The organism is Haladaptatus ordinarius (assembly GCF_054177595.1).
In genome coordinates, this window is the sequence record NZ_JBPEHH010000260.1 from 1 (window position 1) to 1,324 (window position 1,324).

Genomic DNA, 1,324 nt, shown 5'->3' on the forward strand with positions numbered 1-1,324 from the left:
CGATTGTCCGGTGGCGTTGGACGACATCGCGCTCGCGCGCGATGTCTTCGATAAGCGCTACTGGAAAGAGGGAAGTCAGTCGCCGTCGTATGAGTGTTGGAGAGAGTTCTGTTAGCACACCCTCTCTCTACGCGGTTTCTGAAGATCACCTTATCAAGACAGCACCGTCTGCCGGCTTCGCTCCTTAACCGAACACGGATGGGTAGTATATAAAGGCATGACCGGTCATGCCGGTGATTCTCATCAATCCATAAACGAAGTACACCTATGGGTTCGAACTCACCAGCACGTTATTTGGAGACACGGGATGAGACAGACCCTTCATTGAATGCTGTGTTCGAGACACTTGCTGATCCACGTCGGCGATTCGCCCTCTCGTATCTCCACGAGTGCTCCAGACCTATCGCGATCGCAGACCTGGTTCAGGAGATCAGTGCAGATCAGCACGAGGTAGCCAAGAACGAGGTTCCAGAGGAGGTTTTGCAGCAGGAAACAACTGTGTTCCACCATTGCCATCTACCGAAGTTAGTGGATGCACATCTCGTGACCATCGATGCTGATCGAAATACAGTGATGGCAACAGACACGCTCCAATCGATCGAGCAACTCCTCGCGATCGTAGCAGAGATTGAGCAGTAGAGATTCTGTGACGCGACTAGGGTAATACCAGAGCATTCTACAGAATGAAAGTCAGGGATTTGATAGCAACAACGGTCACTGCTGCCACTCTAGACGAGCGCTGCTACTGGGTGTCAGCTCATGTTTCCCTCTGAGTCATCGATCTCAAGGCTCACATCGCCCTCACTCGAGACCGTCACCCAGTACCCGGCATACTGAAACGAGACAGAACCCTGTGATCGCGTCGTGCCATCGGCCTGTGGCGCAAAGAGCTCATCGAGGGCTTCCGGATTGATCACATTGTACAATGTGTCTAGATCATCTGGCGTGCATTCGTTCGCGTCTGCGACGATCGTCAGCACGCGCGTACTTAGTGGTTGTGGCGATGCAGCAGGTGGCCTGTCGTTGGTATTCGTAGGGCGCATAAGATACGTTTTCTTGCTAAATAGCAGTATTAAACCGAGTATGCGATGGGGTCAGCCGCTATTTCGTACTCTACACGTTACTGGAACCGCCCTATTATAACTTGTAGATATAAAAACTGAAATGTTGGATAACTCCCCACAGAAATTCCCCGATCACACAACTATCGGTACTTCCCAACCGATGTGAGAACTGAAGCTAAAGCGTTAGTCTAATTAGGAAGATGTCTGGTTGAGTGAATGTGTTCAATATCCCTCAGCCAGACGGTGCTCTTTCGGACTCG

The 1,324-nt window shown here is 51.0% G+C and carries 2 protein-coding genes; one reads left to right on the forward strand and one right to left on the reverse strand.

The window, feature by feature from the left end; all coding sequences use genetic code 11:
• The first annotated feature begins 294 nt into the window (after nucleotides 1–294).
• Nucleotides 295–639, forward strand: a complete 345-nt coding sequence (locus ACR3FF_RS27050; protein ID WP_458191183.1) for a DUF7344 domain-containing protein — start codon at nucleotides 295–297, stop codon at nucleotides 637–639.
• Nucleotides 640–752: 113 nt separating this feature from the next.
• Here ACR3FF_RS27050 and ACR3FF_RS27055 read toward each other — a convergent pair whose 3' ends face one another.
• Nucleotides 753–1,043: a HalOD1 output domain-containing protein gene (locus tag ACR3FF_RS27055; protein WP_458191185.1), complete on the reverse strand. Its 291-nt coding sequence runs from the start codon at nucleotides 1,041–1,043 to the stop codon at nucleotides 753–755.
• Nucleotides 1,044–1,324: the final 281 nt, after the last annotated feature.